The following is a 24,141-nucleotide window of genomic DNA, read 5'->3' as shown; positions in this document are numbered from 1 at the left end:
TGCCTCAGCTCTGATGACCGATTAGCGGTATTTCACCGTCTCGATCTTGTCGTCCTTGATCGTGATTTCGCGGAAGGTGCCCGCGGCTTCGCCATTGCCGATCAGGTTGACGGCGGTCGCGCCTTCATAGTCGACCGGCTTGCCTTCCTTGATCAGGTCGAGCGCCTTGCCCAGCTCGCCGGGATAGATCTTCTCGCCGGGGCCGTTCGCAACTTCCATGACCTTGTCCTTGTAGACTTTCGGGTCGGTGGAATCCGCCGCCTGCATCGCGAGCAGCATCAGAGCCGCCGCGTCATAGGCGCCGCCCGAATAGGCCGACGAGCCGTCGAAGCCGGCTTTCTCGGCCATGCCGAGATAGGTCTTCATGCCGTCGCCAGCCGAGTCGGGAAGCTGGCCGAAGGAGCCGTTGATTTCCGAGCCGAAATTGTCTTCGAGCGTCTGGCTGACCATGCCGTCGGGGAAGACGAATTTCTCGAAGGCGCCGGTGTCGAGCGCGCCGCGCAGGATGCCCGAGCCGCCCTGGTCGATATAGCCGGCGATGACGAGCGCGTCGCCACCTGCGGAAGCGAGCGATGCGACTTCAGCGGAGTAGTCGCCCTTGCCGTCTTCGTGCGCGGCCGAGATGGTCACGGTGCCGCCCTTGGCCTTGTAGGCTTTCTCGAAGCTGTCGGCGAGACCCTTGCCGTAGTCGTTGTTGGTGTAGGTCACGGCGACGTTCTTGATGCCCTTCTCGAGGATCTCGTCGGCCATGACTTCGCCCTGACGCGCATCCGACGGTGCGGTGCGGAAGAACAGGCCATCATCCTCGAGCGTCGAGAGTGCCGGCGAGGTCGCCGAGGGCGAGATCATCACGACGCCGTTCGGCATTGCGACGTTCTGCAGGACAGCGGTGGTCGCGCCCGAGCACATTGCGCCCATGATGCCAGCGACCTTGTCGGTAGTGACCAGCGTTTCGCCTGCCGCGGTGGCGGCGGCTGCGTCGACGCAGGTCGAGTCGCCGCGGACTGCGGTCACGGTGTCGCCACCCAGCAGCTTGCCGGAATCGGAGACTTCCTTGATCGCCATCTCGGCACCCTGCGCCATCGGCGGGGCGAGCGATTCAAGCGGGCCGGTAAAGCCCAGCAGGACGCCCATCTTCACGTCATCGGCATATGCGCCAGTCGCGCCAAGCGCGATCGCAGCCGAAGCCAGAAGCAGTTTTTTCATGTGTTCACTCCCGTGTTGGAACTCGCGTTCTTGCGCGAGGTTAGTGCGCGGTTTGTCAAATGTGAAGAACCGCGAGTGGCGCGATGACGCGAAAAACGGACCCGAAGGTCAAGGTGCGCGCAATGCGACGTAACGGCAATTTGGGGTTATGTGCAAATTCGTGAAAGGCGCGAGGGGTGATTGCGCAATTTTCAGTCGAGCGAGTCTTCCGGCCCTAAATCCACGGTGGAGTCCAGGCTTTCCTTTTCGCCCGCAGCGCTCGCGCCACGTTCACGATAGGGTGTGGTCTGGTAATGCGCGCGGTAGCATTTCGAGAAATGCGAGGGGCTCGCAAAGCCGCAGGCCATGGCCACGTTGATCACGCTCATTTCCGTTTGCATCAACAGGTTACGCGCCTTTTGCAGCCGCAATTCCATGTAATAGCGCTTCGGCGAGCGGTTGAGGTAGCGACGGAACAGCCGCTCCAGCTGGCGCGCGGACATGCCCACTTCGGTGGCGAGCGTCGCGGGGCTGATCGGGTCTTCGATATTGCGCTCCATCCGCCCGATCACCTGCGCGAGCTTGGGGTGACGCACGCCGATCCGGGTGGGAATCGACAGCCGCTGCGTGTCGCGATCCGAACGGATCGAGGAATGGATCAGCTGATCGGCGACGGTATTGGCCAGTTCTTCGCCGTGATCGCGGGCGATCAGCCGCAGCATCAGGTCGATCGAGGCGGTGCCGCCCGCCGTCGTCACCCGGTTGCCGTCGATCACGAAAACGCCCTTGGTCAGTTCGATATCGGGGAAATCCTCGGCGAAAGCGTCGACATTCTCCCAGTGGATCGTCGCGCGTTTGCCGTCGAGCAGCCCTGCGCGGGCCAGCGCATAGGAGCCGGTGCACAGGCCCCCGATCGTCGCGCCACGCCGCGCCTCGCGCCGCAGCCAGTTCAGAAGCGGCTTGGTGACCGCCTCGGCCACGTCGATGCCGCCGCAGACCAGCACCATCGTATCGCGGCCCAATTCTTCCAGCCCGATATCGGTGCGGAAGGTCGTGCCGTTCGAACAGGTGACATCCTCGCCGGTTTCCGAGGCCAGTTTCCAGGTGTAGAGCGTGCGGCCCGAAACCTGATTGGCGAGGCGCAGCGGTTCGATCGCGCTGGCGAAGGCCATCATCGTGAACCGGTCGAGAAGCATGAAGACGACCGAGCGCTGGCGCGCGTCCGGGGCGATCCGGATCATCCCCTGCGAAGGGGCTGGGCGACGGGTGGGGCGGGGATCAGGCATGTCGTCAATCCGTCATCTGTGGTGAATCACCGAAACAGGAAATTGGTGCCCGCCGCAAGAGGGGGAACTTACGGAGGGGCCCGCAGGCGTGCGGAAATGCAATTTCGGGTTTGTTTCCCTGACCCGCGCCGTCTATAAGCGGCGCCGAATGAAACGACCACGCTTTTGGAGGATCAGATGGGCAAGGGTTGGAGCAAATCGGACTGGCGCGCGAAACCGCGGGTTCAGATGCCCGACTATCCCGATCAGGGGGCGCTGAACGCTGTCGAGGCACAGCTGTCGCGGATGCCGCCGCTGGTCTTCGCGGGCGAGGCACGCACGCTGAAGTCGGAGCTGGCGAAAGCCGCGCGCGGCGAAGCATTCCTGCTGCAGGGTGGCGATTGCGCCGAGTCCTTCGGGGAATTCTCGGCCGATAACATTCGCGACACTTTCAAGGTGATGCTGCAGATGGCGGTCGTGCTGACCTGGGGCGCGAAGGTTCCGGTCATCAAGGTCGGCCGCATGGCGGGGCAGTTCGCCAAGCCGCGTTCGGCACCGACCGAGACCATCGACGGCACCGAGCTGCCGAGCTACCGCGGCGACATCATCAACGGCTTCGAATTCACCTCGGAGGCGCGTCTGCCCGATCCGAACCGGATGCTGCAGGCCTACACGCAGGCAGCCGCGTCGCTGAACCTGCTGCGCGCCTTCTCGACCGGTGGTTTCGCCGACATCCACCGCGTCCAAAGCTGGATCGCGGGCTTCACCGATGCCGACGACGCCGAGAAATACCGTCAGGTCGCCGATCAGATTTCGGAGGCGATGGACTTCATGCGGGCCGCGGGCGTGACCTCGGAAACCGCGCATGAGCTGGCTTCGGTCGATTTCTACACTTCGCACGAGGCGCTGCTGCTGGAATATGAAGAGGCGCTCTGCCGCATCGATTCCACCTCCGGCCTGCCGATCGCGGGCACCGGCCACATGCTCTGGATCGGCGACCGCACCCGTCAGCCCGACGGCGCGCATGTCGAATTCGCACGCGGCGTGCAGAACCCGATCGGTCTGAAATGCGGCCCCACCACCACCGAGGACGACCTCAAGGTGCTGATGGAGAAGCTGAACCCGGAAAACGAGGCGGGCCGTCTGACCTTGATCGCGCGTTTCGGCGCGGGCAATGTCGGCGATCACCTGCCGCGCCTGATCCGCACGGTCGAGGCCGAAGGCGCGAATGTCGTCTGGTCCTGCGACCCGATGCACGGCAACACGATCAAATCGGCCTCGGGCTTCAAGACCCGTCCCTTCGAGTCCGTGCTGCGCGAGGTGAAAGAATTCTTCGCGATCCACAAAGCCGAGGGGACGATCCCCGGCGGCGTGCATTTCGAGATGACCGGCAAGGACGTGACCGAATGCACCGGCGGCGTGCGCGCCGTGACCGATGGCGATCTGTCCTCGCGCTACCACACCGCCTGCGACCCGCGTCTGAATGCGAGCCAGTCGCTGGAACTGGCCTTCCTCGTGGCCGAGGAACTGCAGGACCGCCGCAAGTTCGCGAAAGCCGCGTCGCAATAAGCGCGCGCCGCACTGCGGCAGGTTTCAACGGATTGATTGGCCCGGACCTTGGTGTCCGGGCCTTCTTTTTTGCGTCGCGAGGCAGAGCTCATCCATTAGGGGTCTCACCCCTCCTGACGCACCACCCTGAACATCGCGCGGCGCTCGTCCGGCGTCATCTCCGCCAGATGCTCGGCGTGGCTTTTCGGGCGTGGCGTGTAGGGCGTCTGACCCTCGGCGAAGCCCGAGCTGGCGGGCATCGGTGCGGGCTGCTCGAATTGGGGCGCGTCGCGGAAATCGCGTCCGGCAGGTTTGGGCTGGGGCGGCATCTCCAGCGGTTTGATCCGGGCGCCCGTGACCGTAAAGCGGCGCGGGGCGCGGCCTGCATCGTGGATGTCTTCCGCCTCGCCCGTATTGCGCAGAGGCTCTGCCACGAAACATCCCAGCGCTCGCGTCACCGCCCCGAAATCATCCGTCAGCGGCAGCATCACCAGATGGCCCGCCAGCCCCGGCTTGCCGATCCCGGCCTCCGAGACCAGCTGCGCCTCGGCGATGGCGGGGCGCGCGAAGACGGCCTCGGTCAGATCGGCGATCTGCTTGCGGCCCTCGGGCGCGAAAAGCGAGGTCAGGGGCATTCCGCGCACCTCCATTCCCATCAGGTCGCAAATGTGCTGCCCTGCGAGACGAAACCGCCCCATGCCCGGCGCGACCCGTTCGAGGATGAAGGCGAATTCCAGCGCGCGGTCGATGCCGCGCGGATCGATATCGGCGCGCGCGGGCATCGGGCGGCCGGCCAGCAGCGCTTCCCAATAGGCGCGCAGCTCGTTGCCGATCCGGCGACCTTTGGCCGAGGCGGGGGATGCGGCGTTGCTGTCGGTCTCGCGATCCATTTCAATCACCCTTGCTTCGCCCCGCGCGGCACGGGCGCGGGGTGGCTGTCTCGCGCCCGGCGATCCGGCGGCACATGCCGCCTTGCGGTTGACCGTCAGGGCGAAATCGTTACTGAACTCTTACCGGGGCCAAGTTAGGCCATTTTTTCGTCATATGGGGAAAGAAACTCTTAAATGGTTAAACCCGCTCCAGAGCCGCGCCCGGAGGGGGCGCCCGCCGCCGCCGCGACTGTCTCGATGACCGGATTTGCCGCCGGGCAGGGGAGCGGCGCGGGGCATGACTGGAGCTGGGATCTGCGCTCGGTCAATGGCAAAGGGTTCGACTTGCGGCTGCGGCTGCCCGATATCGAGGGGCTGGAGCCCGCGCTGCGCAAGGCGGTCGGCGAACGCGTCGCGCGGGGCAATGTCACGCTGAACCTCAAGCTCACGCAGGCCGCAGGCAGCGCCGCGATGCGGATCGAGCCCGACGTGCTCAATGCCGCCCTTGCCGCCGTCGACAAAGTCGAGCGCGCCGCCGAGCGCAAGGGCGTGGCGCTGGCGCCGCTTAAGCCGAGCGATCTGATGGCGATGCGCGGAGTGGTCGATCACTCGGGCGGCACGATCGAGGATCCCGCGGCACTGCTGGCAGCACTGCTTGAGAGTTTCGAGCCCGTTCTGGAAAGCTTCGTCGCGATGCGCCGTGAAGAAGGCGCGCGAACCGGCGCCTTGCTGGCCGCGCGCATCGACGAGATCGCCGCGCTGACCGATGAGGCTGCTGACGCCGCCGCCGCGCGCGCCCCGAAGGCTGCAGAGACGCTGAAGGCTGCGTTGGCGCGGGTGATGGAAGCCACCGAGGCCGATCCCGACCGGGTCGCGCAGGAGCTGGCCCTGATCGCGATCAAGGCCGATGTCACCGAAGAGATCGAGCGCCTCCGCGTCCATGTCGAAGCCGCCCGCGCGCTTCTCGCCGAGACCGGGCCCGTGGGCCGCAAGTTCGAGTTTCTCGCGCAGGAATTCGTCCGCGAGGCCAATACGTTGTGCTCGAAATCGGGCGATGCGGAGTTGACGCGGATCGGTCTGGCGTTGAAATACGCGATCGACCAGCTGCGCGAGCAGATCCAGAACGTAGAGTAATACTGATGCCCGATACCAACCGCCGCGGCCTTCTCATTATCCTGTCTTCGCCCTCGGGCGCAGGCAAATCCACACTCGCCAAGCGGCTGATGAACTGGGACCCGACGCTGCGCTTCTCGGTCTCGGCCACGACGCGCGATCCGCGCCCGGGCGAGAGCGACGGGGTGGAGTATTTCTTCAAATCCCGCGCCGAGTTCGAGAAGATGGTCGATCAGGGCGACATGCTGGAACATGCCGAGGTGTTCGGCAATTTCTACGGCACGCCGAAAGGGCCGGTGGAGGCCGCGATGGGCGAGGGGCGCGATACGCTGTTCGACGTCGATTGGCAGGGCGGGCAGCAGATCCGCAACTCCTCGCTGGGCAAGGACGTGGTCTCGATCTTCATCCTGCCGCCCTCGATTGCGGCGCTGGAAGAGCGTCTGCGCAGCCGCGCGCAGGACAGCGATGCCGTGATCAACGGCCGGATGGAAAAATCGCTCGCCGAAATCAGCCATTGGTCGGAATATGACTATGTTCTGGTCAATGACGATCTCGACCGCGCGGAGGAGCAGTTGCGCACCATCCTGAGCGCCGAGCGCAGCCGCCGCGATCGTCAGACCGGGCTGAATGAATTCGTGCGAAAACTGAACAGGGAGTTCGAGACGAGATGATTTACGAACTGGACGGGATTGCGCCCGAAATCGCCGAAGACGCATGGGTCGCGCCGGACGCCAATCTGATCGGCAAGGTGGTGCTTGAAACTGAGGCCTCGGTCTGGTTCGGCGCCACTCTGCGCGGCGATAACGAGGAAATCCGCGTGGGCGCGGGCTCGAACCTGCAGGAGAACGTGGTCTGCCACACCGATATGGGCTTCCCGCTGACCATCGGCGCGAATTGCACGATCGGGCACAAGGCGATGCTGCATGGCTGCACGATCGGGGACGGCTCGCTGATCGGGATGGGCGCGACGGTGCTCAACGGCGCGAAGATCGGCAAAGGCTGCCTGATCGGCGCGGGCGCGCTGATCACCGAAGGCAAGGAAATCCCCGATGGCAGCCTCGTGATGGGTGCGCCGGGCAAGGTGGTCCGCCAGCTCGACGAGAAGGCACTGCAGGCGCTGCTGGGCTCGGCCGCGCATTATCGCGAGAATGCCGCGCGCTTCTCGAAGGGACTGAAAGCGATCGGCTAATTGTCGCGAAAATCATCGATCGGCAGGGTGAATATGTCGAAATCGAGCTGGGGATGCGCGGCGCGCACCTCCTGCCGGATCGCGGCGATATTCGGCAGCGGGCGGGAATAGGCCCGCAGCTTGCCGGTGAACCCGAATTCCTCGAGCCGCTTCGCGAGGTCGAGAATGTCGAACCTCTCCGACAGAAGCGGCGCCAGCACCAGTTCGGGGCGCAGCTTCACCATCTTTTGCGCGGTAATCTGGTCGTATTGAAGCACCTGAATCGCCTGGCCGGAAATCTCTTTGAGCGAAGACGGCAGCTCACGCGCAGGGTCGACCAGCAGCAGGTTGCTGGTCTCAGACGCCTTCACACATTGAAAGAGAACGGCTTGTAAGGCGAGACGGGAACGGGGGGTTCTTGACATAGTAATAGTGCAAACCTCATCGCCCCCGCGGTGTAAGTGACGGGATCCGGAAAGATCCCATGAAATACACGCCTAGGTTTAGCGTTTTTTCACTTATTTCACAAGGCACTGATTGTTGACTGCGAAGCGTGAGTTGCAAAACCGAAGCAGGGGTCGGTTTTTCGGGCATGGCAAGGCTTTACAGCTCGCGCCGCATCGCTCAAACCTTGCCGCGACAGCGATGGCAGGCGGGGAGGCATGGCAATGAGCCAAGGGGCGATCGGACAGGTTCTCGACGCGCTGCCGAGCGCGGTTTTGCTGATCGGGCGCGACGAGCGGATCGCGCAGGGCAATATCGCGGCCAACCGTCTGTTCGGTACGCAGTTTCTGGGGCGTCCCTATGTGACGGTGCTGCGCCAGCCCGGCTTCGGGGCCGCGGTGAGCGCGGCCCTGCGCGGCGCGCGGCCCGACCCGGTTCGCCTGCGGCTGCATCCCACCGGTCAGGCCGAGACGATCACGCTGGTGCATTTCTCTCCGCTGCCGCCCGCGCCCGAAGGCCCGCTTTCCACGAATTCGGTTCTGGCGAGTTTCGAGGACATCACGGCGCTGGAGACCGCCGAGGCGATGCGGCGCGATTTCGTGGCCAATGTCAGCCACGAGCTGCGCACGCCGCTGACCGCGCTGATGGGCTTCATCGAGACGCTGCGTTCGAGCGCGCGCGACGATGCGGCGGCGCGCGATCGGTTCCTGTCGATCATGGAGCGTGAGGCGGCGCGGATGAACCGTCTGGTGGGCGATCTTCTGTCGCTGAGCCGCGTCGAGGGCGAGGAACGGATGCGCCCGACAACCAAGGTCGATCTGGCGCTGGTTCTCAAGGGGGTCACGCAGACGCTCGAACCCGTCGCCGAGGCGGCACAGGTGAAGCTGATCTCCGAGGGCGAGACCGGGGCTTTGCCGGTGCAGGGCGATCCCGATCAGCTGACGCAGGTCTTCTCCAACCTCGTGGAGAACGCGATCAAATATGGCGGGCAGGGCGGCGAGGTGCGGCTTCGCGTCTCGGCGATCGCGCATGAGCCGGTGCTGCGCGGCAAAGCCTATCGCGTCGATGTGATCGACCGCGGCGAGGGGATCGACGAACAGCATCTGCCGCGCATCACCGAGCGCTTCTACCGCGTCGACACCCACCGCTCGCGCGAGAAGGGCGGCACCGGGCTGGGGCTCGCCATCGTCAAGCATATCGTGGCGCGCCACCGTGGCCGGTTCCGCGTCGACAGCAAGAAGGGCGAGGGCAGCTGCTTCACGGTGATCCTGCCCGCGGTCTGAAGGCGCGCCGGGGCGACCCGGTTGCGGCCCGCGAAAAGCGCCGGCCTTCTATCACTTCCGCGTCGCGCTCCCTTGAACCGGGAGGCGCAAACCGATAGCTTTAGAGCAACTTCAAATCGGAGGGCGTAATCATGGCGCCCAAGCGTCCCCGGTCGGCGGGCGCGCTCCCGACAGCTGCATCGCCCGCGCGGGCGGTGAAACCGGCTCAGGTCGAGTCCCCCGCGACCAAATCCGCCAAGTCCGGCGAGGGGCTTTATGCCGCTCTCGACCTTGGCACCAACAGTTGCCGGATGCTGATTGCCCGTCCAAGGGGTTCTCAGTTTCAGGTCGTGGATAGCTTCTCAAAAGCCGTCCAGCTGGGCCAAGGTCTTGAAACCTATGGCCGTTTGTCGCGCAGCTCGATGTCGCGCACCGTTCAGGCTTTGCAAATCTGCCGCCGCAAGATCGAAACGCATGGGGTCACCCGGATGCGGCTGGTGGCGACCGAAGCCTGTCGCCGGGCCAAGAACGCGCGCGATTTCATCCGCTATGTGCGCCGCGAGACCGGCCTGCCGCTGGAGATCATCCCGCCCGAGGAAGAGGCGCGGCTGGCCGTGATCTCCTGCGCCTCGCTGGTGTCGCCCAATTCCGAGCAGGTGCTGGTGGTCGATATCGGCGGCGGTTCGACCGAGCTGGTCTGGATCGACCTCGAGGATGTGCCGCCTGGCGATCGGGCGCGCGCAATCATGCGGCTCTCGCAAGGGTTCAACCAGCCCGACGGGCCGGACCCGGCGGCGCGGGTGGTCGACTGGATTTCGGTGCCGCTCGGGGTCGCGACGCTCAAGGATCAATTCGCCGATGTCGAGGACGATGCCGCGCGCTTTGCGCTGATGAGCTGGTTCTTCGAGGAGAAGCTTGCCGATTTCACGCCCTATGCGGCGGGCAGCCCGCAGGACGGGTTCCAGATCATCGGCACCTCGGGCACCGTCACGACCGTCGCGGCCTGCCACCTCAACCTGAAGCGCTACGACCGCAACCGGGTCGACGGGCTGACCATGACCTCGGGCGAGATCGACGCGGTGATCCGCTCCTTCCTGCAACTCGGCCCCGCCGGGCGGCGCTCGGATCCGCGGATCGGGCGCGACCGGCACACTTTGATTATGTCGGGGGCTGCAATCCTGCAGGCCCTGATGCGGGTCTGGCCCACCGACCAGATGTCCATTGCCGACCGTGGCCTGCGCGAGGGGCTCCTCTATGCGCAAATGGCCGGAGACGGCGTGTTAGAAGAGATGAAATGATGGCGAAGACACCCAGCGGCAAGAACACTTCCGGACGTGGGCAGCGCGACCTGCGCGTGCGCGTGAAGACGGCGAAGGGGCGCAGGCTGTCCTCGACCCTCTGGCTGGAGCGGCAGCTCAACGACCCTTACGTTCAGCGCGCCAAGAAAGAGGGCTATCGCGGACGCGCGGCCTACAAGATCCTCGAGCTGGACGACAAGTATCGCTTCCTCGTGCCCGGCGCGCGGGTGGTCGATCTGGGCTGTGCTCCCGGCGGCTGGTGTCAGGTGGCGGTCAAGCGCGTGAACGCCTTGGGCGAGAAATCGGGCAAGAAGGTCGGCACCGTTCTGGGCGTCGACCTGCAGGAGGTCGATCCGATCCCGGGGGCCGAGATCCATGTGCTCGATTTCCTCGAGGAAGGCGCCGACGACAAGGTCAAGGAATGGCTCGGCGGGGCTGCGGATGTGGTGATGTCGGATATGGCGGCCTCGTCCTCGGGGCACCAGAACACCGATCACCTGCGCATCATCACGCTGTGCGAGGCGGCAGCGGAGTTCGCTTTCGACGTGCTCGAAGAGGGCGGCACTTTCGTGGCCAAGGTCCTCGCAGGTGGCGCGGAGCAGGGGCTGATGACGATCCTGAAGAAAAACTTCACCAAGGTCGCGAATGTGAAACCACCGGCCTCGCGCTCGGACAGCTCGGAGAAATTCGTGGTCGCCCAAGGATTTCGCGGGCGGCGGCACGAGGAGGACTGAGCCGCGACTGTCTCACCCCCGAGACAGGTGCCGGGCCGCTCAGCGGGAATTTACGTTGTGTAAGGTCCGAATCGGCCTAACCTGCTTGAGCTTTCATAGGCTGCGCAAGAGAGGGAGGCTTTCGCATGCCGTCACTGCATACGGGCGTTCCGCGCCAACATGCCGATATAGTGCGCGAGGTCGTCTCTTCGCCGAAATCCGCCACGCGGGCGGGGTTCGCGGCCAGCTGGCGCCGCTCGATGATCCATCATCGCATCGACCCCGAAACCGGCGGGCGCAACGAGCGCCTGACCCAGGCCGAGATGCGCGAGCGCCGCGAGCGGGCGGGTCTGATGATGCGGATCGCCTCGCCGGTGCTCGACCGACTGTCGCGCGCGGCAGGCGATGCGGGCTGTACGGTGCTTCTGTCGGATGCGGGTGGTCTGGTGCTCGATGAACGTTTGCGCGACGCGGATGTCGATGATTTCCATTCCTCGAACCTCGCACCCGGCTCGGACTGGTCCGAAGGGGTCGAGGGCACGAACGGCATCGGCACCTGCGTGGCCGAGGCGCGCCCCGTCACCGTCTGGCGCGATCAGCATTTCCGCACCCGCAACACCGTGCTGACCTGCATGGGCTCGCCCATCTTCGGCGCGCAGGGCGATCTCGCGGGGGTGATCGATGTCAGCTCGGCGCGCTCGGACATGACCGAGGGCTATGCACGCCTCGTGGCGCTGACCGTGCAGGACGCGGCGCACCGGATCGAGGCGGACCTGTTTCGTGCCTCCTATGACGGCGCGCGTATCCTCTCGACCGGCTCGGGCGAGACCGGGGCGCAGGGCGTGATGCTCTTGGCGCTCGACCGCGACGATCTGGTCGTCGGCGCCACCCGCGCCGCGCGGCGGCATCTTGGGATCGAGGCGGGACAGATCGGCCAGCTTCCGGCGTCGGACCTGCTGGAACATGGCATCCGCAACGGGCTGGAAGAGGCGCAACGCTCGGAAATGGCCCGCGCACTGGCCCGCAACGGCGGCAATGTGTCGGCGGCGGCGCGCGATCTCGGCATCGGGCGGGCGACGTTCTACCGCAAGGCCAAGGCGCTCAATCTCGGGGTCTGAGCGGTAGGTCGACGGGCAGGGTGCTTCGCCCTCAGGGACACGTTTGATTTCAACTCAGGGTCGCCCTGATCGCGCGCGCCAGATGCGCCGAGGCGATGACACCGTCGATCAGCGGAACGCGGGTTCTCTCGAAGAGATCGGCGCGCAGATGCGACATGCCTGCGCATCCCATCGCAACAGCGCGCGCGCCCTCTCTCCCGGCTGCGGCGATCTCCTCGGAGAGGCGCACGCGGACCGGCTCTGATCCCTCTTCGACTGCCAGCACCGGCACGCCACTCGCGCGCACCGCGATGCACGCACCCGCAAGCCCGTACTGCGCGATGTTCTCCTCGAGGACCGGCACCGACACAGGCAAGGTCGTCACCACCGAGAACGCCCCGAACGCCAGCGCGCCGATCACATAGGCGGCCTGACCGATCCCGATCACCGGGCAATGCGCGGCGGCGCGCAGCTCCTCGAGCCCGGTATCGTCGAAACAGGCGATCACGATCAGATCGGCGCCAATCCCCTTCGCCTCGGGCAGCAGTTTCTTCAGCCCGATCACGGCATGCGCGCCATCCTCGGGCCCCTCGATGGCGGGCGGCCCTTCCGCATTCGTCCAGCCGACGATCTCGGCGTCAGGTAGTGCTGCCCGCGCGATGCCCACGATCTGATCGGTCATCGACGCCGTCGAATTCGGATTGATGTAGAGGATGCGCATCTGGGGTCAAACGCCCTTCCCGGCATCCGAGCCAAGCCGGGCGCGCCGCCGTGCCATGATCCAGGCGGCGATCAGGAAAGCCCCGATGATCAGCAGCGAAAACGCCGTGGTCAGCGTGCCCAGGGCATAGACCACGGGCGTCGTCACATTCGTCGTCATCCCGAAGATCTCGAGCGGCAGCGTGTTGTAGCTGCCCGCCGTCAGCAGCGTGCGCGCGAATTCGTCATAGCTCAGCGTGAAGCCAAACAGCGCCACACCGATCAGCGACGGCGCGATGATCGGCAGGACCACGAAGCGGATCGTCTGCCATGCGCTCGCGCCCTGATCGCGCGCGGCCTCCTCGAAGCTTTTGTCGAAGCGGTTGAAGACCGCGAACATGATCAACAGGCCGAAGGGCAGCGTCCATGTCAGCTGCGAGCCGAAGCCCGAGGTCGCCCAATGCACCTTCAGCCCGAGCTGGTTGAAGATCAGCCCGACGCCCAGCGAGATCAGAATCGAGGGGATCACCAGCGAGGCAATCGTCAGGTAGAACAGAATGCCGGAGCCCGGGAATTTCTTGCGGAATGCGAGGCCCGCCATGACCGAGACGACGACCGTCGTCACCATGACCAACAGGCCGAGCATGAAAGACCGCCGGAACGCGCCCCAGATATCGCCCACCGCTTGCTGCTGGAACAGTTCGTGGAACCAGTTGAGCGACACGCCCCGCATCGGGAAGGTCAGCCCGCCCTCGGGACCCTGAAAGCTCAGGATGCCGATGGTGATCGTCGGTCCGTAAAGGAACAGCACGAAAAGCGCGAAGATGACGGTCAGGACGTAGAAGCTGCGCGGACGTTTCTCCATGGATCAGAGCTCCTTGCGGATGTTGACGAAGCGCAGCAGGATTCCGATCACGATCAGCACGGTGCAGAGCAGCACCACGGCCGTGGCGGCCGCGGAGGGGTATTGCAGCAACGCGATATCGTTGGAGATCAGGCGCCCGACATTGGCCCGCTGCGAGCCGGACATGAAACGCACGGTGATGAAATCGCCCATCACCAGCGTCAGCACGAAGATCGTGCCGATCATGATGCCGGGCTTGGTCAGCGGGATGATCACATGAACCAGCGTCTGGAATCCGCTCGCGCCATTGTCGCGCGCCGCCTCGATCAGATTGCGGTCGATCCGCATCATCGTGTTGAAGATCGGCACCACCATGAACAGCGTGTAGAGATGCACGAAGGCGAGGATCACCGAGAAATCGGAATAGAGGAGCCATTCCAGCGGCTGGTCGATCACGCCCCATGAGATCAGCGTCTGGTTGGCGATCCCGTTGCGACCGAGGAACGGGATCCACGAGATCATGCGAATGATGTTCGAGGTCCAGAACGGGATCGTGCACAGCAAAAACAGCGCGATCTGCATCGTCTGGCTGCGGATGTGAAAGGCGAGGTAATAGGCGACCGTGAAGCCGATCGCGAGCGTCATCGCCCAGGTCAGGAAGGCGTATTTGAAGGTCGCGGCGAAGACCTTGTAGGTCACCGGCGAGCCGAAGAGGAACTCGTAATTCTCAAGACTGAAGGCGGGGATGATCGAGAATTCGGTCGCCTGCCAGAAGCTGACGATCACGATGGTAATGATCGGCGCGACCAGAAAGCCCAACAACACCACCGTCAGGGGTGCCGCCTGCAACCATCCCGTCACCGTCTCGCGGGTCACTTTCATCGCGATCCTGCCCTTCGACTTGGCTCAAATATCCTCGGGGGGTGTGGGGGGCAGACAGCCCCCCACCACGGTCATCACGAGGCGATGAACTCGTTCCACTTGCGAACCATGTACTGGTTCTCGTCCATCACGGCGTTCCAGCACGCGACATGGCCCATTCGGTCGTAGAAGGAGCCGCCGTCGCGGGTCTCGCCGGCTTCGGCCAGCTTGTCGCCGGTGGGCGAGGTGATGACATCCGTCGCGGGCTTGCCTTCGAACCAGTAGCCCCACTCGTTGTCGGACATGAAGTCCTTCGAGGTTTCCGGCACGGCCGAGTAATAGCCCTGACGCATCAGGTAGCCGCACCCAGCCCGAGAGATACCAGTTGATGTATTCATAGGCCGCATCCAGCTCCATGCCCGAGAGCGACTTCGACAGGCCGAGACCGCCGCCCCAGCTGCGATAGCCCTCTTTCAGAGGCTGGTAGACGCAATCGATGCCGCGCGATTTCACCGCGGTGATCGCGGGCGACCACATCGACTGGATCACCACCTCGCCCGAGGCCATCAGGTTCACGCTCTCGTCGAAGGTCTTCCAGAAGGCGCGGAACTGGCCGTTCTTCTTCGCCTCGGTGAAGATCGCCATGGTCTTGTCGATCTCTTCGCGGGTCATGTTGCCCTTGTCGCCATACTGGATCTCGCCCATCGCCTCGCAGACCATGGCCATGTCCATGATGCCGATCGAGGAGATGTCGAGGATCGACGCCTTGCCCTTGAACTCGGGGTTCAGCAGTTCGGTCCAGCTCTCAATGGGACGACCGATCAGGTCGGGGCGGATGCCCAGCGTGTCGGCGTTGTAGATGGTCGGGATCAGCGTCATCCAGCCGGTTTCACTCTCGGCGAAGGTGGTGCCGCCGGGGCCGTCGACGAAACCCACGGTCGAGGGCGCGGTGCCTTGGGCGATCTCGCTCTCGGGCGTCAGCTTGCCGGATTTGAAGATGCCGACGATCTTGTCGTAATTCTTGATCTTCGAGGTATCCATCGCCTGCAGGTTGCCGGTCGGCCAGACCTTCTTGCAGATCCAGTATTCGATATCGGCGATGTCGAAGCTGTCGGGCTGGGTTGCCGCGCGCTGGGTCACCGCGTCGGAATCGAGCGCGGTCATCTCGAGCGTGAACCCAAGGTCTTCCTTCACCTTGTTGGCCACGTCATTGAGGTTCGACACGCCCGTGCCGAACTGGCGCAGCGTGATGTTCTTGATTTCCTGCGCCCAGATCATCGGCGCGGGCAGGGCGGAGGCGCCAAGCGCGGCCGCCCCGGTTTTTAGAATCGAGCGGCGGGTATAACCGGTTTTCGACATTGTCACTTATCCCTCTGTTGGAGTGTCGATTTCAGGCACGGAGGCGGTGCAGCCGCCCCTCATCCCAAGCAAGACGCACTTGCTCGCCCGGGTTTATGTCGTTGGAATAGAAGGCCTCGTCGCTCATCAGCGCGATGATCGGTTCCTGGCCCTCGGCCTGGGCGGTTACCGCGACGCGGTCGCCCTGATATTCGATCGCACTGACCGTCGCGGGCATCCCCTCGGGGCCAAGGCGCACTGCATCCGAGCGGATCGCATGGAGCTGCCCGTCGAGCGTGACCACGTTGTGGCCGCCCATGAAGCGCGCCACGAATTCGGTCCGGGGCGTGTTGAACACCTCGCGTGCGGGTCCGGCCTGTTCGATGACGGCATTGTTCATGACCACGACCTCGTCGGCGAGCGCGAGCGCCTCGTCCTGCCCGTGGGTGACATGAAGGAAGGTGATGCCGAGCTCGCGCTGCAGCCGCTTGAGCTCGGCACGCATCCGCACCCGCAGGAAGGGGTCGAGTGCGGAAAGGGGTTCGTCGAGAAGCAGCACCTCCGGTTCGGTGACCAGCGCACGCGCCAGCGCGACGCGTTGCTGCTGCCCGCCGGAGAGCTGCGTGGGAAGACGCTCGGAGAGATGCGCCATATCGACGAGTTCGAGAAGCTCCATCGCCTTGGCATGGCGCGCGGTTTTGTCGACGCCCTTCATCCGCAGCGAGAATGCGACATTGTCCTTGACTGAAAGGTGCGGGAAGAGCGCGTAGTTCTGAAACATCATCGCAGTACCGCGCTTGGCCGGGGGCAGGGCGGAGATATCGGTGCCGTTCAGGCGGATCGCGCCTTCGCTCACGCTTTCATGGCCCGCGATCATCCGCAGGGTCGAGCTTTTGCCGCAGCCCGAGGGACCGAGCAGGCAGACATAGCTGCCCGGCGCGAAGACATGGTTGATCGCGTCCACCGCGACCGTGTCGCCGTAGCGCTTCGTCAGATTCACCAGCTCGAGATCATGTGCCGTTCGCATCGCATCGCTTCCCTTTGATCTGGGTCCAGCCTTCGGTGCGAACCAGACAGCTCGCCATCATTTTCCGAACTCACGGTGCCGTGAATCCGACCTTGCCTCGAATTTGAGCAGAAAAATTTTCTGCATGCGCAAAATTACGACACAACATTGTATACAATCCGAATCGGAGCGATCCAGCTTGTCCTCCGCAGATCGCCCGGGGCATCGTGTGAGCGAAAGGAACTCAAGATGAACGATCCGCTCCCCGCCGCCCCGATGCCCGATACGATCGCCAATGATCTGGCGCTCGCGATCCACGAGCATCGTCTGATGCCGGGCACCAAGCTGTCGGAAGAGGAGCTGGGGGAGATCTATGGTGTCTCGCGGACCATCATCCGAGCCGCATTGCAGCGATTGGCCCATGACCGGCTGGTGGAGCTGAAGCGCAACCGCGGGGCCTATGTCGCGCAGCCCACGGTGCGCGAGGCGCGCGAGGTGTTCGAGGCGCGCGCTCTGCTCGAGCCGCGCACCGCGCGCTCGGCGGCCGAGCGGATCACCGAGGACGACCTCGCTGCCCTTCAGCGCCATATCGACGAAGAGCACGCGGCGATCGACGATGGCGAGGCGGGCCGGGCGCTCTTTCTCTCGGGGCAGTTCCACCTAGAGATCGCGCGGATTGCCGATCAGGCCACGATCACCGAATTCATCACCCAGCTGGTCGCGCGGTCTTCGCTGATCATCGCGCTTTATTGGCACCGGCGCGGGGCCCTGTGCGAAAGCCATGCTCACCATGCCTTGATGCGCGCCTTCGCGGAACGCGATGCCGATTTGGCGGAGGAGCTGATGAAAAATCACCTTCTCGACCTCCTCAGCTCTCTCGACTTGCGAAACCGCACGTCCGCGCCTGCGAGCCTGCGTGAGGCCTTGGGGGCATGATCCTGAGAAATGCCGATCTCTCAGAGCTGGAGACGGTTCTCGACTGGGCCGCCGCCGAGGGCTGGAATCCCGGCCTCGCGGATGCCGAGGCTTTCTACGCAGCCGATCCCCAAGGGTTCTTCGTCGCGGAGGTGTCAGGCGCGCCTGTGGCCGCGATCTCAGTCGTCAATCATGATGCGAATAATGCGTTTCTGGGTCTTTATATCTGCAAACCCGAGGTTCGGGGGCAGGGGATCGGGTTCGCCCTGTGGCAACATGCGTTGCGTCATGCGGGAGAGCGCAGTGTCGGCCTCGATGGCGTGGCGGCCCAGCAGGACAATTACGCGCGCTCCGGGTTTCGGCGTCAGGGTGCGAGTTTGCGGCTGACGGGGGTGCTGTCACGCGAAGACGACACGGGCATCGTGCCGACCGAGCATGCCGACTTGGAGCACCTCATTGCGCTCGATGCGCAGGCATCTGGCGTGCGGCGCGACGCTTTCCTTCACCGCTGGCTCGCGCACGGTCCATCCCGTCAGACCGTCCGGCTCAGCGATGGCACAGGCTTCGCGACCGTCAGGCAATGTCGCGAGGGGCTCAAGATCGGGCCCGTCATTGCCGAGCGGAGTGACGATGCGATGCGGCTGGCACGCGCCGCGGCATACCGCTTTCCGACTGCGCCCGTCTCGATCGATCTGCCCGAGAGCAACGCGCAGCTTAGGGCCCGTCTGTCGGACTGCGGCTTCAGTCCGGCTTTCGAGACGGCGCGCATGTATCGCGGCACCGCTCCGAAGACGACTGCATCATTGCAGGCCATCGCAACGATGGAGCTTGGTTGAGCGCAGATCAAAGCGGTTCAGTCGCGGGTCATTTGGCCGCCTGGTCTCGCATAGATGCGTGCTGTTCGCTCAACGTCGCGCGCCGCGGTACGCGACCCGCTACGCTGCAGATTGTGCCGAAAGGGGCCGATGCAACCCGACCGAGCGCCGCGATGACGTTTCAATTGTTCGTGTATCCGAAGCGACCGGCATGCTTGCGAGGCGCAGCGCATCCGACGTCCCGCCATCCGCGACTTCGCGAAGGCGGGCCAAGAAACATTGAGATTTCGCACCGTGTCCGCTGCGTTTCCAAGCGCGCGCTGATGAATTTTCCGAGGGCTCCCTGCGTCGCGATCGACACATGCCAGCGCGTTTAACCGATGCTTAACTCAAGTGTCGTTGAAGCAAGGGGAGAAGCACAGTATCGCTGAGGCTATCCAAACAAAAAGAAGCCGGACCTCCGCGAAACAGGCATTTTTCCGCGAAAGGGATCTTGATGACGATGGGACGTATTCTGGCGGCGACGGCTTTGACCTCGCTTGCCGTCACACAGGTGCATGCACAGGATCTCACTCAACGGATCGCGCTCGCGGGTCGCACGACGGTCTCCTACGGTCTCGCGCAGGCTCCCGCCGCCGCGCCCGGTTCGGCTGACACCGCTTCGGGAAATACAGCGGATACTGCCGCGGCAAGCACGACATCGGTGACCGGCTCCAACAGCATGCTCTTGCTCCTTGGCCTTGGTGTGGTGGGGCTGGCCGCCGCTGCGGGGGGAGGAGGAGGCGGGTCCTCGAGCTCATCCGGCTCCTCGAGCAACACCCAGCCGCCGCCCTCGGGCAACGCGCCGTATACCGGAACTGGCGGAAGCGTCAGCAGTTTCGAGACCGACGAGTATTATGCAAGCGGCGGCCTTGCGCAGACCGAGGCAGCCTATCGCTACGCCGAAGGGGCCTATGGGTTGGGAACGCTCGTGTCGATCTACGATTCAGGCGCGGATGTGACCCATCCCGATCTCGCTGACAACATCGATGGCGCGCTCTCCTACAGCTATTTCGACAACACCTCTGACGTCACCGACACCGACGGGCACGGCACGCATGTGGCCGGGATCGTTGCCGGTGTGCAGAACGGGCAGGGGATCGAGGGGATCGCCTGGGGGTCCAAGCTGATGATCCTGCAAGGCGTCGGAGGCTCGGTGCCTGCGGGCAGCTACGCCGATGCGGTCACGCGCTCGGTCAATGCCGGTGCGGTCTCGATGAACAACAGCTGGGCCTATGTGGACAGCAATAACAAGACGCTCACGATCGACCAGTTTTCGAGCGCCGACCAGATCCGCCAACAGCTTGGGTCGGCCACCATCGACTCGCTCGACGCGGCGGCAAAGGCGGGCATGGTCAGCGTGTTCGCCGCGGGCAATGACGGCGGTGCCAATCCGAGCCTGATGGCGGGTCTGCCGGAGTATTTTCCGGAAATGGAAGGCTCGATCCTTGGCGTCGTGGCCGTGGACAGCAACCACCAGATCGCCAGTTTTTCCAACCGCTGTGGCGAGGCGATGAATTACTGTCTCGCCGCGCCGGGCGTGGATATCCTCTCGACCTACCCGAGCGATCTCGGGAGCGATTACGCCTATATGAGCGGGACCTCGATGGCGACGCCCTATGTCACCGGCGCGGTTGCGGTGCTCAAGAGCGAGTTCCCCGAGCTCACCGGTCAGCAGATCGTGCAGATCCTCGAAAACAGCGCAACCGATCTCGGTGCGGTGGGGATCGACCCGATCTATGGCTGGGGCGAGCTCAATCTCCGGCAGGCTCAGGCACCGGCCGGAACGCTGAAAGTCGAGACGACCAGCTCGCTCGACGGTCCTTCCGTGCCCGCCACCCAGAGCACGATCAGCGCAACCCGCGGTGTCGCAGGCGCCCTGCGCGCGACACTCTCCAATCAGCGGATGATCGTCACGGATGCCTATGATCGCGGCTATCACGTGGCGGCGAGCAGCTTCGTGGCCGACTATGCCGATGCCCGCGCCGCGCAGGTCTCCACCGAGACTTTCGCGATGGGGGCGACCGCTCCGGTCAATTTCAGCGCGGGCACCGGCACCCTGTCGCTGTCACATGGCGACAGCTCCGCGATTGCCGGAACGAAATGGGTCGACAGTGCCGCGATGGCCGCGCCTTATTTGAAGTCTTTCGACACCGACTCCGCGCTTCACTACGAAATCGGTCTCGGCGATGGCGTGTCGGCCTCGATTTCGCAGGCAGGCGGCGGCGCGGGCGATGTTAGCTCGCAATATATCGCCGGTTCGCTCAATGCCCGGTTCGGCGCCAGCACGCTTTCGATGACCGTCGGCAACCTGCACGAAGACGGCGGTTTCCTGGGCACCTCGGTGGGGGGCGCGTTCGGCGGCGGGCTTTCGAGCAATACCCATTTCGTACAGCTCGGGATGAATGTCTCTCTCGGCGACGGGACGACTCTCGAGCTTACCGCAGCGAATGGCAACTCCAGCTTCTCCGGGAACGGTTTGCTCCAATCCGGGAGCGGGCTGAGGTCGAACGCCTATGCCATTGGCCTGAGCAAGACCGGTTTTCTGACCGGGGACGACCGCCTCTCTGTCGGGGTTTCGACGCCGATTACGCTCGCCTCCGGCAAGATGACGATGAGCGTTCCGACCGCTGTCGGCGCAGCCGTCGGAAATACGCGGTCCGAAAAGGTCGTGATGACGACAGCCTCGGTGAATATCGAAAGCGCGGCCCCCCAGCCCGACCTGCAGATCGGCTATTCGCGCAAGGCCGGGATCGGGCGGCTCGGTGCCGGGCTCGTCTACGAGCCGGGGCAGAGTTCGGCGATGGGGGTTTCGCTGGGATGGACGGCGCGTTTCTGATCCGGCTTGGGCGGTCCTGAACGACTTGCCGTCGTGAAATCCACGTGTCTCAGGACTTCGCTTCCTAGCGCGCGTGACACACGCTGTCTTCGATAGTCTCAGCGCGCCTACAAATCCTCAATGCTGCGGCTGCACCTGTCTCAGGCGCGAGACAGATGATGCATTCCACCAGCGCAGAGCGGCTATGCGCAGGGCGCGCGGTTCGGCAGGCTTATCCCATGGCGCGCAGCCCTGTCGGTTGCGCTCAAATCTGGGAGGAAGACCAATGGCCAACGATATGGCACCTGAATTCAAGGGCGTTTCGGTTTCGCCGTTCCGCGACCGTTATGACAACTTCATCGGCGGCAAATTCGTGCCCCCGAAAAACGGCAAGTATTTCGACAACATCACCCCGATCACCGGCGGCAAGGTTTGCGAAGTCGCGCATTCCTCCGCAGAGGATATCGAAGCCGCGCTCGACGCAGCTCATGCCGCGAAAGACGCGTGGGGCAAGACTTCGGCTGCCGAGCGCTCGAACGTCCTTCTCAAGATCGCCGACCGGATCGAAGAAAATCTCGACCTGATCGCCGCGGCCGAAACCTGGGACAACGGCAAGCCGATCCGCGAGACCACGGCGGCCGACATTCCGCTCGCCGTCGACCATTTCCGCTATTTCGCGGGCGTTCTGCGCAGCCAGGAAGGCACGATGTCGGAGATCGACAACGACACCGTCGCCTATCACTTCCACGAGCCGCTGGGCGTCGTGGGTCAGATCATCCCGTGGAACTTCTCGGTGCTGATGGCGGCATGGAAACTGGCGCCGGCTCTGGCGGCGGGCAACTGCATTGTGCTGAAACCGGCCGAGCAGACCCCGGCGGCGATCCTCGTCGTGATGGAAGTCATCGCCGACCTGCTGCCCGACGGTGTCCTGAACATCGTCAACGGCTATGGCGCGGAAGTCGGCGCGGCACTCGCGAGCTCCTCGCGCATCGCCAAGATCGCCTTCACCGGCTCCACCGCGACGGGCCGCAAGATCATGCAGGCCGCGACCGAGAACCTGATCCCGGTCACGCTCGAGCTGGGTGGCAAATCGCCCAACATCTTCTTCTCCGACGTGATGGCCGAAGATGACGCCTTCCTCGACAAGGCGGTCGAAGGTTTCGTGCTGTTTGCCTTCAACCAAGGCGAGGTTTGCACCTGCCCGAGCCGTGCGCTCATTCAGGAAGACATCTACGAGAAGTTCATGGAGCGCTGCATCGCCCGTGTCGAAGCCATCAAGCAGGGCGATCCCCGTGCGATGGAGACGATGGTCGGCGCGCAGGCCAGCCAGGAGCAGCATGACAAGATCATGTCCTATCTGAGCATCGGTCGCGAAGAAGGGGCCGAGGTGCTCACCGGCGGTGACGCCGCGCGCTTCAACGGCGATCTGGCGAACGGCTTCTACATCCAGCCGACGATCCTGAAGGGCCACAACAAGATGCGGGTCTTCCAGGAAGAAATCTTCGGCCCGGTGGTGTCGGTGACGACCTTTAAGGACGAGGCCGAGGCGCTCGAGATCGCCAATGACACGATGTACGGCCTCGGCGCCGGTGTCTGGACCCGTGACGGCTCGCGTGCCTATCGCTTCGGGCGCGGCATCGAGGCCGGGCGCGTCTGGGTCAACAATTACCACGCCTATCCGGCCCATGCGGCCTTTGGCGGGTATAAGCAGTCGGGCATCGGTCGCGAGACCCACAAGATGATGCTCGATCACTACCAGCAGACCAAGAACATGCTGGTCAGCTACAACCCGAACAAGCTCGGGTTCTTCTGATAGGGTTTACCTCCCCAAACCCCGGGCCGCGTCTGCAAAGGCGCGGCCCTTTTTCGTGTCGCGGGGTCGGATGGATCGGGCAGGCGGCCTGTCCTGGCGGGGGTCAACTCGCGCGGCGGAAAGCGTTCGGCGTGCTGCCGGTTCCGGCCTGAAAAGCACGGGAGAAATAGCCCGGGCTGCGATAGCCCAGAAGCTGCGCGATATCCTTGATCGGAACGGGCGTGTCGCGCAGCAGGCGGCGTGCTTCATACAGACGCCGCTCCTGCATCAGTTCCAGCGCGGATTTCCCGCAGGCATCGCGGCAGGCGCGCGACAGATGCGTGGGCGTGACGCCCAACTCGCGCGCGATATCCGCGACCGGCGTTCCCGCGCGATACTCGCGCTCGACCAGAACGGCGTAGCGCGTGACGAGACGGCGCGCAGCACTCGGGCGGATCGCCTCGTTCGCATTGCTTGCGATCTGCCGCTCGAGCCAGACGCTCAGCAGGCCCAGATGGCTGCGCAGCGCGCGGTCGGCGGCGGGGCGCGTGCTTTCGCTCTCGCGCTGGATGGCCTCCAAGATCGAGCCGATCTCGCCCTGCGCAATCGCTTCGCGGATGCGCAGGTGATGGGCGGCAGGCGGCAGAGTGATGTCGGTGTCGCGGCCGAAGAACAGCGCCTGACCGTGAGTCTGGTTGGAAATCTCGAAGCCGTGCATCACGCCCGGCGGAATGAAGATCGCGTTATTGGGGCCGTAGCCGCGGGTCACACCGCCCAGTGTGATCCGGCCTTGTCCGCGCGAGAACCACAGCAGGCAGGGTTCGGAATGGGCGCGCATCGCCTCCACCCGCCAGCGCCCGCCCTTTGCCAGATGCGCGATCTGCACCAGCCGCGGCTCACTCGGGGGGCTCGGCAGGTCGCTCGCGGTCGGCGCCGGGCCGGGTGAGCCGCTTGCGCCGGGCTTCACGGTTTTGGCCTGCGAGAGCTGCGAAAGGGGCGGTGTCGAAAAGAGCTTCACGATGCTTTGATCCTACGCGATTTCGGCGGGAGGA

The 24,141-nt window shown here is 64.4% G+C and carries 21 protein-coding genes and 1 pseudogene; 12 read left to right on the top strand and 10 right to left on the bottom strand.

Annotated elements, in window-relative coordinates; translation table 11 throughout:
* Nucleotides 1–21: 21 nt before the first annotated feature.
* Together F8R15_RS08885 and F8R15_RS08880 are read right to left on the bottom strand one after the other, a co-directional pair.
* Nucleotides 22–1,206: an ABC transporter substrate-binding protein gene (locus F8R15_RS08885; RefSeq protein ID WP_152844328.1), complete on the bottom strand. Its 1,185-nt coding sequence runs from the start codon at nucleotides 1,204–1,206 to the stop codon at nucleotides 22–24.
* 191 nt (nucleotides 1,207–1,397) lie between these two features.
* Nucleotides 1,398–2,426: a GlxA family transcriptional regulator gene (locus F8R15_RS08880; RefSeq protein WP_108722344.1), complete on the bottom strand. Its 1,029-nt coding sequence runs from the start codon at nucleotides 2,424–2,426 to the stop codon at nucleotides 1,398–1,400.
* A gap of 222 nt (nucleotides 2,427–2,648) precedes the next feature.
* Here F8R15_RS08880 and F8R15_RS08875 point away from each other — a divergent pair, with 222 nt between their 5' ends.
* Nucleotides 2,649–4,019 (top strand): class II 3-deoxy-7-phosphoheptulonate synthase, encoded by a 1,371-nt coding sequence (locus F8R15_RS08875; protein ID WP_078540799.1) that lies wholly within the window; start codon nucleotides 2,649–2,651, stop codon nucleotides 4,017–4,019.
* 104 nt (nucleotides 4,020–4,123) lie between these two features.
* Here the strand turns inward: F8R15_RS08875 and F8R15_RS08870 are convergent, their stop codons facing one another.
* Nucleotides 4,124–4,888, bottom strand: coding sequence for a PAS domain-containing protein (locus F8R15_RS08870; RefSeq protein WP_152844327.1), 765 nt, complete (start codon nucleotides 4,886–4,888; stop codon nucleotides 4,124–4,126).
* Nucleotides 4,889–5,062: 174 nt separating this feature from the next.
* On the opposite strand from F8R15_RS08870, the gene F8R15_RS08865 reads away from it, so the two are divergent.
* The 3 genes from F8R15_RS08865 to F8R15_RS08855 are packed head-to-tail and all read left to right on the top strand — an operon-like array spanning nucleotide 5,063 to nucleotide 7,169.
* Nucleotides 5,063–6,001, top strand: a complete 939-nt coding sequence (locus F8R15_RS08865; protein WP_253732500.1) for a YicC/YloC family endoribonuclease — start codon at nucleotides 5,063–5,065, stop codon at nucleotides 5,999–6,001.
* A 5-nt stretch (nucleotides 6,002–6,006) separates the two neighbouring features.
* Entirely contained in the window at nucleotides 6,007–6,651 is a 645-nt protein-coding gene (gmk, locus tag F8R15_RS08860; protein ID WP_152844326.1) for a guanylate kinase, read from the top strand.
* Entirely contained in the window at nucleotides 6,648–7,169 is a 522-nt protein-coding gene (locus tag F8R15_RS08855) for a gamma carbonic anhydrase family protein (protein ID WP_152844325.1), read from the top strand. Before gmk ends, F8R15_RS08855 begins: the two co-directional genes overlap by 4 nt.
* On the opposite strand, the gene F8R15_RS08850 is transcribed toward F8R15_RS08855, so the two are convergent.
* Complete coding sequence (locus tag F8R15_RS08850; protein ID WP_152844324.1) at nucleotides 7,166–7,519, bottom strand: hypothetical protein; 354 nt, start codon at nucleotides 7,517–7,519, stop codon at nucleotides 7,166–7,168. The genes F8R15_RS08855 and F8R15_RS08850 overlap by 4 nt on opposite strands.
* Nucleotides 7,520–7,816: 297 nt before the next feature.
* Between F8R15_RS08850 and F8R15_RS08845 the strand changes: the two genes are divergently transcribed.
* From F8R15_RS08845 to F8R15_RS08830, 4 genes are all read left to right on the top strand, one after another.
* Nucleotides 7,817–8,875, top strand: coding sequence for a cell wall metabolism sensor histidine kinase WalK (locus tag F8R15_RS08845; protein WP_152844474.1), 1,059 nt, complete (start codon nucleotides 7,817–7,819; stop codon nucleotides 8,873–8,875).
* Nucleotides 8,876–9,006: 131 nt separating this feature from the next.
* The gene (locus F8R15_RS08840) at nucleotides 9,007–10,152 is read left to right on the top strand and encodes a Ppx/GppA phosphatase family protein (RefSeq protein WP_078520771.1); all 1,146 of its coding nucleotides are present in this window, start codon (nucleotides 9,007–9,009) and stop codon (nucleotides 10,150–10,152) included.
* Nucleotides 10,152–10,886 (top strand): RlmE family RNA methyltransferase, encoded by a 735-nt coding sequence (locus F8R15_RS08835; RefSeq protein ID WP_152844323.1) that lies wholly within the window; start codon nucleotides 10,152–10,154, stop codon nucleotides 10,884–10,886. Before F8R15_RS08840 ends, F8R15_RS08835 begins: the two co-directional genes overlap by 1 nt.
* 125 nt (nucleotides 10,887–11,011) lie before the next feature.
* Entirely contained in the window at nucleotides 11,012–11,983 is a 972-nt protein-coding gene (locus tag F8R15_RS08830; protein ID WP_078520769.1) for a GAF domain-containing protein, read from the top strand.
* Nucleotides 11,984–12,032: 49 nt separating this feature from the next.
* On the opposite strand, the gene F8R15_RS08825 is transcribed toward F8R15_RS08830, so the two are convergent.
* From F8R15_RS08825 to F8R15_RS08805, 5 genes and pseudogenes are all read right to left on the bottom strand, one after another.
* A complete protein-coding gene (locus F8R15_RS08825; protein WP_152844322.1) occupies nucleotides 12,033–12,683 on the bottom strand; it encodes an aspartate/glutamate racemase family protein in 651 nt (216 codons plus the stop codon).
* 6 nt (nucleotides 12,684–12,689) lie between these two features.
* Nucleotides 12,690–13,526: an ABC transporter permease gene (locus tag F8R15_RS08820; RefSeq protein WP_078520767.1), complete on the bottom strand. Its 837-nt coding sequence runs from the start codon at nucleotides 13,524–13,526 to the stop codon at nucleotides 12,690–12,692.
* 3 nt (nucleotides 13,527–13,529) lie between these two features.
* Nucleotides 13,530–14,387, bottom strand: a complete 858-nt coding sequence (locus F8R15_RS08815) for an ABC transporter permease (RefSeq protein ID WP_078601352.1) — start codon at nucleotides 14,385–14,387, stop codon at nucleotides 13,530–13,532.
* A gap of 74 nt (nucleotides 14,388–14,461) precedes the next feature.
* A pseudogene (locus F8R15_RS08810) lies at nucleotides 14,462–15,725 on the bottom strand (PotD/PotF family extracellular solute-binding protein).
* 31 nt (nucleotides 15,726–15,756) lie between these two features.
* Nucleotides 15,757–16,731 (bottom strand): ABC transporter ATP-binding protein, encoded by a 975-nt coding sequence (locus F8R15_RS08805; RefSeq protein WP_078601354.1) that lies wholly within the window; start codon nucleotides 16,729–16,731, stop codon nucleotides 15,757–15,759.
* Nucleotides 16,732–16,959: 228 nt separating this feature from the next.
* Here F8R15_RS08805 and F8R15_RS08800 point away from each other — a divergent pair, with 228 nt between their 5' ends.
* From F8R15_RS08800 to adh, 4 genes are all read left to right on the top strand, one after another.
* Nucleotides 16,960–17,646 (top strand): GntR family transcriptional regulator, encoded by a 687-nt coding sequence (locus F8R15_RS08800; RefSeq protein WP_078550232.1) that lies wholly within the window; start codon nucleotides 16,960–16,962, stop codon nucleotides 17,644–17,646.
* A complete protein-coding gene (locus F8R15_RS08795) occupies nucleotides 17,643–18,461 on the top strand; it encodes a GNAT family N-acetyltransferase (RefSeq protein ID WP_152844321.1) in 819 nt (272 codons plus the stop codon). The genes F8R15_RS08800 and F8R15_RS08795 overlap by 4 nt, the downstream gene beginning before the upstream one ends.
* Nucleotides 18,462–18,936: 475 nt before the next feature.
* Nucleotides 18,937–21,318, top strand: coding sequence for a S8 family peptidase (locus F8R15_RS08790; protein WP_152844320.1), 2,382 nt, complete (start codon nucleotides 18,937–18,939; stop codon nucleotides 21,316–21,318).
* Between the two features lie 265 nt (nucleotides 21,319–21,583).
* Nucleotides 21,584–23,110, top strand: a complete 1,527-nt coding sequence (adh, locus tag F8R15_RS08785; protein WP_078540815.1) for an aldehyde dehydrogenase — start codon at nucleotides 21,584–21,586, stop codon at nucleotides 23,108–23,110.
* A 103-nt stretch (nucleotides 23,111–23,213) separates the two neighbouring features.
* Here adh and F8R15_RS08780 read toward each other — a convergent pair whose 3' ends face one another.
* Nucleotides 23,214–24,107 carry a helix-turn-helix domain-containing protein gene (locus F8R15_RS08780; protein WP_078540816.1) on the bottom strand — a complete coding sequence of 298 codons (894 nt, stop codon included), beginning with the start codon at nucleotides 24,105–24,107 and terminating at the stop codon, nucleotides 23,214–23,216.
* Nucleotides 24,108–24,141 lie beyond the last annotated feature (34 nt).

It is taken from the genome of Thioclava sp. JE_KL1 (assembly GCF_009296265.1).
Classification (GTDB): Bacteria; Pseudomonadota; Alphaproteobacteria; order Rhodobacterales; family Rhodobacteraceae; genus Thioclava.
This window is presented reverse-complemented; position numbering and strand designations above follow the sequence as displayed.